Raw genomic sequence first — 6,730 nt, 5'->3', positions numbered from 1 at the left:
ATCGACGTCCGCAACGCGCATGCGACGGTGGCCACGGAGGTGGTGATCAAGGACGGGGCGACGGTGATCTGGCGGCAACTGCTGCCGGCGGCGATGGCGGCGCCGGTGGAGATCACCTTTCCGACGCCGCTGCGCGGCAGCGCGGCGACGGCGCTGAATGTCGCCTGCATCACCCCCGGCGCGCAGGTCTACGTCAACGCGCAGGGCTTCGCCGCGCCGTAAGGCGCCACCCCAGGAGCATCCCATGACCGAGCCGATCGAAGCGGCGGGGCCCAGCCCCGCGCCGGAGCGGGACGCTGTGCCCGATCGACTTCCCAGCGGTGGGCAGTCGATCACCGCGTGCCGCGCCTTGGCCGCGCCCGTCACCGTCCATCGCGCGGCGCGCACTGTCGAGGTGGTGTGGAGCACTGGCGCGCGGGCGCGCAACGTCGTGCCGCCGCTCGGTCCCATCCTCGAGGAACTCGACATGCGGCCCGAGGCGGTGCGCATGGAGGCGCTCCGGTCCGGCCGGGCACCCGTGCTGGACACCCACCGCCGCGCCGGCACGCGCGACGTGCTGGGCCGCGTCACCGCCGCGCGGCTCGAGGCTGGCCGCGGCTATGCAACCTTGCAGTTCAGCACGGCGGCCGATGTCGAGCCGGTCTGGCAGCGCGTGGCCGATGGCACGCTGCGGGCGGTGAGTGTCGGCTACCGCGTGCACCGCTACGAGCCGCGGCCAGACCCGGCCACGGGCGAGACCATCCACCGCGCTGTGGATTGGGAGCCCTTCGAGATCTCCGTCGTGCCGGTCCCGATCGATCCGGCCGCCGCAATGCGGGGGGAGGCGCCCGCGGGCGCTCTTGCCACCGCCTTTGAACCGCCCTTGCCTTATGAGGAATCCCCCATGCCCGAGACCATCCCGCTGGCCGACCCAGCGCCGCCCGCCACCCCGCCCCAGGAGACGCCTGTGCCGTCCAGCCCGGATCTCGACGCTGTGCGCGCTGAGGCCGAGCGCGCCGCCCTGGAGCGCCTCGCCGCCTACGACACGGTGCTGGCCGGTGCGCGCGGGCTGCTGGCCGAGGATCTGCTCGATGGCCTGCGCCAGAGCGCCATCCGCGAGCGCATCGCGCCGGAGGTGCTGCGCGGCCGGCTGTGGGACGCTTTTACCCGTGGCACGCCGCGCCCCTCGATCCCCGCGCGGCCGGAGAGCGGCCCGGCCCATGACGATCCGGCGGTGCTGATCGACGCCATGGCCGAGGCCCTCGCGGCCCGCGCCATGCCTGGCTACCAGCCGCAAGGGAATGGCCGCCACGCCGAATTCCTGGGCTGGCGGCCCTCCGACATGCTGGGCGAATTGCTGCGCCTGCGGGGGGAACGCCAGATCCCGCGCAACCCGGCGCTGCTGGCCGAGCGCGCCTTCCACACCAGTTCCGACTTCCCGCTGCTGCTCTCGGCGGCCGCCAACAAGATGCTGCTGGCCGCCTATGCGCCGGCCCAGCCGAGCTACCGGCAGATCTTCCTGCGCCGCGACTTCCGCGACTTCAAGCCGCATCGGCATCTGCGCGTCGGCGATTTCCCGACGCTGCTGCCGCTGCTGGAGAATGGCGAAATCCAGGCCGGCACCATGTCGGAGAGCCAGGAGATCGTGCTGCTGCAGACCTTCGCCCGGCGCATCCGCGTGACGCGGCCGATGCTGGTGAATGATGATCTCGGCGCCTTCACCGACTTCGCCGCGGCCATCGGCCGGCGCGTGGCCGATTTCGAGAATGCCACGGCCTATGGCTTACTGAACCTGGCCAATGGCGATGGGCCGACGCTCACCACCGGCAACGCGGCGGTGTTTGCCACTGGCGCTGCCCGGGCCAACAAGGCCTCGGCCGGCACCGCGCTGGATCTGCCGAACCTGGCCACCGGCCGCGCCGCCATCATGCGGCAAAAGACGCTGGACGGGCTGCCGATCGCGGTGGGCGCCACGATGCGGCTGCTGGTGGGGCCGAACCAGGAATTGGCGGCGCGGCAGCTGACGGTTGCCGTGCAGGCGACGCAGACGAGCACGGCCAATGTCTATGCCGGCTTCGTGCAGCCGCTGGTGGAGCCGCTGATCCAGAACAACCGCTGGTATCTCTTTTCCGATCCGCTCTCGGCGCCGGTCTATGTCTATGGCTACCTGAACGGGGCGGAGGGGCCGCAGGTCACCACCGGGCCAGTGTCGGGCGTCGATGGCGTCGAGGTCAGCGTGATCTTTGACTTCGGCGTCGGCGCCATCGATTGGCGCGGCGCCTGGTTCAACCCGGGGGCCTGATTCCTGAGGCCCTTTGCCTGCGTCAGAGTTTGGTGCTGGCGAAGGGGTTGTGGACTGTCACTCCACGCCAAGTGAACCCGTGTTGCATATCCTCAGAAAGCAGCATGCGGCAATCTGCCTGGGCGGCCGCTGCCAGCATGACGGAATCCCATAGCGCCAGCCGATGTGTTGTGGCGATTTCCATCGCCTCCACCATCACCGCCGGTGTGGTGCCGATCATCGGATAGCTGTCAGACCAACTCAGGACCGCGGCCCGGGCATCGGCCGGTTCACGTCGGGCCTTGCGCGTCAGCACAACAAACAGTTCGCCGAGAGCCTGTGCAGGGACCAGCACATCCGTATCGTCAAACTCGCGCAAAATATCGAGCGCAATAGCCTTCCGATCCTCGCCATTCACACCTTCAGCATAGGCGAGAATGTTCGTGTCGAGCGCCAGACGCATCTCAGCGCTCGTACAGATCGTCGCGGTTCCAGCGGCCGATATCGACCGCGGGCTGGGCGGAGAGCCGTGCTAGCAACTTGGCTCGAGCAGCTCCCCGAGCGTCATCGGCGGCGTCGCAGGGCACAAGCCGCGCCACGGGCTTGCCGTGGGCGGTCACGACGAAGCTGCGGCCTTCCTCTCTGACCTCACGGAGCAGGCGAGAGAAGGCGCGGTTGGCGTCGGCGGCAGAGATGGCAGTGTCCATGGCCTGATAATAGTGAAAAACACTATTTTTGCAACCCCGGTGCAGGGTCTTGCCTGCTGCGCCTTACCACAGGCCATCGCACCCTGAGCATCCTTGGAGAGCACCTTCCCATGCGCAACTACCTCCAGCCGGGCGACAGCCTGGCGCTCCCCATTCCCTATGCCGGCGGGGTCACGGCCGGGCAGGGCGTGCTGGTCGGAGCCCTGTTCGGCGTCGCGGCGATGGACGGGGCGCAGAACGCCCTGGTCGAATGCCAGACCAAGGGGGTGTTTGACCTCACCAAGGAACCCGCCCTCGCCATCACCGCCGGCGCCCGGGTGTTCTGGGACAACACCAACCGCCGCATCACCACCACGGCCACTGGCAATTTCCAGATCGGCATCGCCACCACGGCCGCGCTGGCCGCGGATGCGACGGTCCGCGTGGTGTTGCTGCGCGTGCCGGCGAGCGGGGCGTGAGCGCCTTCGCCGCGGCGCTCGGCGTATTGGCCGCGGATCCGAACCTCGGCAGCGAGGCGCTCTATCGCGCTGGCGGCAGCGGGCCGGAGATCGCTCTCCGCGTCCTGCGCGCCAGTCCGGATCGGTTGGCCGATGCTTTTGGCACGACGCTGGTGCAGGCCACTGACATCCTCATCGTGGCCATGGCCGTGCTGCCGGTGATCGAGCCCGGCGACAGCTTCACCCTCGGCACCGACACCCTGATGGTCCAGCAGGCCGAGCGCGACGCCGCCGGCCTCGCCTGGCGCGTCCTCTGCCAGCGATAGGAGCCCTGCCATGTCCGATCCGGAGCGCCTGGGCCCCATCCTGAACGAGGCGCTGATTGCCGCCGGGCTTGGGGCGCTCGGCACCATGGCCCGGCTGGCCGCGGCGGATCAGCCGCTGCTGACGGGAGCCTTCCTGCTGCATGCGATGGCCGGGGGCAGCCTCGGCACGGGCGCCTGGCTGGTGGCGCATGCGTTGGATCTCGACGGCTGGTGGCTGTTTGCCGTGGCCTGGCTGGCGGGCACGCTGGGCTATGCCGCCCTGCATGATCTGCTGTTGCGGGTGCTGAACCGCCGCCTGGGAGGGCCGTGATGCGTTTCCTGGCGGCGATCGGCGACCTGCGCCAGACCCTGGCCGCCGAGGTCCGGGCCGGCGAGCGGGCGGCCACCCAGGCGGTGCGCAGCGAGACGGAAGCGCTGAAGCGTGAGCTGCGCGAGCAGGTCACCACCGGCTTTGCCAGCAAGGGGAGGGGGATCGCCCAGGCCTGGCGCAGCCAGATCTTCCCGCGCTCGGGTGTCTCGCTCCGGGCTGCCGGGCTGGTCTGGAGCAAGGTGCCGAATGTCATCGACGCCTTCGAGCGCGGGGCGCTGATCCGGGCCAAGGGCGGCCGGCGCTTCCTCGCCATTCCGACGGGCTTCAATGCCGCCCGCGGCTGGCGGGGCCGCGGCGACAAGGGGCTGCGGGTGACGCCGGCGCAGGTGGTGGCCTCGGGCCAGGGCTTCCTGCGGCCGTTTCGTTCGGGGCGGGGCTTTGTCTGGTGCCTGCCGCTGCGCCAGGGGACGGCCACCGGCAAACGCCGCCGCACGCGGCTGATCGCCGGTGGCGTGGCCGAGGTGGGCACCGCCCACCGCAAGGGCCGCGAGGCCTGGGCGCGCGGGCTGCTGGAGCAGGGGATGGTGCCGATGTTCCTGCTGCTGCCGCAGGTGCAGCTGCGCAAGCGGCTCGACGTGAAGGGCGCGGCCGAGCGGGCCGGCGCCCGGGTGACGCGGCGCTTTGTCGCGCTCTGGGAAGCCGAGGCGGGCAGGGCAGCATGAGCCTCCGCGAGACCGCCCTGGCTGCCTTGCACGCGAAGCTTCAGGCCGGCCTCGCCGCCCGCACTCCGGCGCCGCTGGTGCTGCGCAACGAGACGGTGCCGCAGCGCCTGCCGCTAGGCGGGCTGGTGGTGCTGCGCGATGGCGAGACGGCAGAGGAAACGCCGCTGCTTTCTCCACTGGCCTGGGCCGTCGAGCACCGCGCCGAGGTGGAGGTGGTGGTGGCCGGCGCCACGCCGACTGCCCGCGCGGCCTTGCTGGATACCCTGCTCACCGCCATCGCCGCAGCGATCACCGCCGACCGCACCCTCGGCGGCGCGGTGGAGTGGGCGCAGCCCGGCAGCGCGTCCTGCGAGGATGCCGAAGTCGAGGGCGCTGCCGCGGCCCGGGCGGCCCTCATCCCCGTGACCCTCTGGTTCACCGCGGCGGGCTCGCCGCTGTCCTGACGGAGATCTCCCGCCATGCCCCGCGCCATCGGCGCCAATACGCGCCATCGGCGCCAATACGCGCCTGCTGATGCTGCCCGAGACGGTCTACGGCACCGCCCCCAGCGGCAATTACCGCCGGCTGCCCTTCCTCTCCTGCGACCTTGGCGCCGAGCAGCCGCTGCTGGATGCGGACGTGATCGGCCTCGGCGGCAGTCGCGACGCCGCGGCGCCCTTCCTGGATACGGTGACGGTGTCAGGCACCGCGGTGGTGCCGGTGGATCTGATCCATATCGGCCACTGGCTGCGGCTGTTGCTGGGGGCGCCCACCACCACGGGCACCACCAACTACACCCACAGCTTCAAGTCCGGCGCTGCCTCGCTGCCCTCGAACAGTATCGAACTCGGCTATCCGGACGTGCCGAGCTATGACCTGATCACCGGGGTGCGGGCCGACACGCTGGAGATCGACTTCTCGCCCTCCGGCCCGGCCACCGCCAGCTTCGGCCTGATCGGCCAGGGCTCGACCCGCTCCGGGACGAGCGCAGGCGGCACGCCCACCAGCGCGGCCTACACGGCCTTCAACAAGGCGCAGGGCTCGATCAGCCGCTCGAGTTCTGCTCTGGCGCAGGTGACGGGGGCGAAGCTCAGCTTCACCAACGGCGTCGAGACGGTGCGCACCATCCGGGCTGACCGCAAGATCGAGGGGGCGGATCCCGGCATCAGCCGGGCCACGGGGCAGGTGACAGTGCGCTTTGCCGACACCACGCTGCTGACGCAGGCGCAGAATGGCAGCGCGGCCGATTTCGCCTTTGCCTACACCATCGATGCCAACCGGAGCCTCACCATCACCCTGCACGAGGTCTATCTGGCGCTGGCCAAGACGCCGATCGAGGGGCCGGGTGGCATCGAGGCGGCCTTCGACTTCCGCGCTGCCTACAACGCGACTGCCACCACCATGATGACGGTCGCGCTGAAGAACCAGCAGGCAGGGACGGAATACGCCTAATCTTGACGGCTACATTCGGCGGATATCAGAGCCCGCTTCATAACGGCCGCGCCAGCCGCCGGACGAGGAGCATGGCGGCAGCGAGGGTGAAGAAGGCCACAGCGGAACTGGTAGTGGCTTCATGATCACGCGCCAGACGGCGGCATCGTCCGATCCAGGCGAAGGATCGTTCTACCACCCAGCGCCGTGGCTGCACGGCGAAGCCTTTCTGGCCGGGCGGACTGCCGACAAGGGTCACGGCGATGGGTGAGGCATCGGCCACGCGAGATCCGGCATAGGCGCGGTCAGCGAAGCACCGCAACAGGAACGGCCATGGCCGCCGGGATGCGGCCAGTACCGCAGCCCCGCCGCGACTGTCATGCAACGAGGCAGGCGAGACAGCCACCATCAGGAGCCTGCATCCGTATCGACCAGGGCATGCCGCTTGCGGCCGACGACGCGCTTGGCAGCGTCATAGAGCGTTTTTCGATCAGTCTGCATCATATCCGCAGTTGGCGAAGTAGTTTGCGCATTCCTGTGGCGAGTAGAGGTCGAGGA

Annotated in this window: 9 protein-coding genes and 2 pseudogenes; 8 read left to right on the top strand and 3 right to left on the bottom strand. The window is 70.1% G+C overall.

Annotated features, from left to right (window positions below; all coding sequences use genetic code 11):
* Both NON00_RS23675 and NON00_RS23670 read left to right on the top strand, forming a co-directional pair.
* Positions 1-222 (top strand): annotated as a pseudogene (locus NON00_RS23675) (hypothetical protein); the annotation flags it as partial.
* 22 nt (positions 223-244) lie between these two features.
* Positions 245-2,281, top strand: a complete 2,037-nt coding sequence (locus NON00_RS23670; RefSeq protein WP_256025254.1) for a prohead protease/major capsid protein fusion protein — start codon at positions 245-247, stop codon at positions 2,279-2,281.
* A gap of 22 nt (positions 2,282-2,303) precedes the next feature.
* Here NON00_RS23670 and NON00_RS23665 read toward each other — a convergent pair whose 3' ends face one another.
* Positions 2,304-2,723, bottom strand: a complete 420-nt coding sequence (locus NON00_RS23665) for a PIN domain-containing protein (RefSeq protein ID WP_256025253.1) — start codon at positions 2,721-2,723, stop codon at positions 2,304-2,306.
* A gap of 1 nt (position 2,724) precedes the next feature.
* Entirely contained in the window at positions 2,725-2,967 is a 243-nt protein-coding gene (locus NON00_RS23660; RefSeq protein ID WP_256025252.1) for a type II toxin-antitoxin system Phd/YefM family antitoxin, read from the bottom strand.
* Positions 2,968-3,077: 110 nt separating this feature from the next.
* On the opposite strand from NON00_RS23660, the gene NON00_RS23655 reads away from it, so the two are divergent.
* Genes NON00_RS23655 through NON00_RS23630 form a run of 6 tightly spaced genes read left to right on the top strand, consistent with a single transcriptional unit; the run spans position 3,078 to position 6,193 of the window.
* Positions 3,078-3,425 (top strand): DUF2190 family protein, encoded by a 348-nt coding sequence (locus tag NON00_RS23655; protein WP_256025251.1) that lies wholly within the window; start codon positions 3,078-3,080, stop codon positions 3,423-3,425.
* A 26-nt stretch (positions 3,426-3,451) separates the two neighbouring features.
* Positions 3,452-3,730 (top strand): hypothetical protein, encoded by a 279-nt coding sequence (locus tag NON00_RS23650; RefSeq protein ID WP_256025250.1) that lies wholly within the window; start codon positions 3,452-3,454, stop codon positions 3,728-3,730.
* Positions 3,731-3,740: 10 nt separating this feature from the next.
* A complete protein-coding gene (locus NON00_RS23645; RefSeq protein ID WP_256025249.1) occupies positions 3,741-4,040 on the top strand; it encodes a hypothetical protein in 300 nt (99 codons plus the stop codon).
* Complete coding sequence (locus NON00_RS23640; protein WP_256025248.1) at positions 4,040-4,762, top strand: DUF6441 family protein; 723 nt, start codon at positions 4,040-4,042, stop codon at positions 4,760-4,762. The genes NON00_RS23645 and NON00_RS23640 overlap by 1 nt, the downstream gene beginning before the upstream one ends.
* A complete protein-coding gene (locus tag NON00_RS23635; protein WP_256025247.1) occupies positions 4,759-5,205 on the top strand; it encodes a hypothetical protein in 447 nt (148 codons plus the stop codon). Before NON00_RS23640 ends, NON00_RS23635 begins: the two co-directional genes overlap by 4 nt.
* Before the next feature lie 37 nt (positions 5,206-5,242).
* On the top strand, positions 5,243-6,193 hold the full coding sequence (locus tag NON00_RS23630; RefSeq protein WP_256025256.1) for a phage tail tube protein: 951 nt from the start codon (positions 5,243-5,245) through the stop codon (positions 6,191-6,193).
* Between the two features lie 37 nt (positions 6,194-6,230).
* Here NON00_RS23630 and NON00_RS23625 read toward each other — a convergent pair.
* A pseudogene (locus tag NON00_RS23625) lies at positions 6,231-6,649 on the bottom strand (transposase); the annotation flags it as partial.
* Positions 6,650-6,730 lie beyond the last annotated feature (81 nt).

Origin of the sequence: Roseomonas sp. GC11 (assembly GCF_024437745.1) — a bacterium.
GTDB lineage: Bacteria > Pseudomonadota > Alphaproteobacteria > Acetobacterales > Acetobacteraceae > Pseudoroseomonas.
The sequence above is the reverse complement of the archived record's forward strand: the minus strand, read 5'-3'. Positions and strand labels throughout refer to the sequence as shown.

Bases quoted from the DNA above. Each gene is read 5' to 3' on its own strand.
- NON00_RS23670 (WP_256025254.1), top strand. From the start codon at position 245: ATGACCGAGCCGATCGAAGCGGCGGGGCCCAGCCCCGCGCCGGAGCGG.
- NON00_RS23665 (WP_256025253.1), bottom strand. From the start codon at position 2,723: ATGCGTCTGGCGCTCGACACGAACATTCTCGCCTATGCTGAAGGTGTG.
- NON00_RS23660 (WP_256025252.1), bottom strand. From the start codon at position 2,967: ATGGACACTGCCATCTCTGCCGCCGACGCCAACCGCGCCTTCTCTCGC.
- NON00_RS23655 (WP_256025251.1), top strand. From the start codon at position 3,078: ATGCGCAACTACCTCCAGCCGGGCGACAGCCTGGCGCTCCCCATTCCC.
- NON00_RS23645 (WP_256025249.1), top strand. From the start codon at position 3,741: ATGTCCGATCCGGAGCGCCTGGGCCCCATCCTGAACGAGGCGCTGATT.
- NON00_RS23640 (WP_256025248.1), top strand. From the start codon at position 4,040: ATGCGTTTCCTGGCGGCGATCGGCGACCTGCGCCAGACCCTGGCCGCC.
- NON00_RS23635 (WP_256025247.1), top strand. From the start codon at position 4,759: ATGAGCCTCCGCGAGACCGCCCTGGCTGCCTTGCACGCGAAGCTTCAG.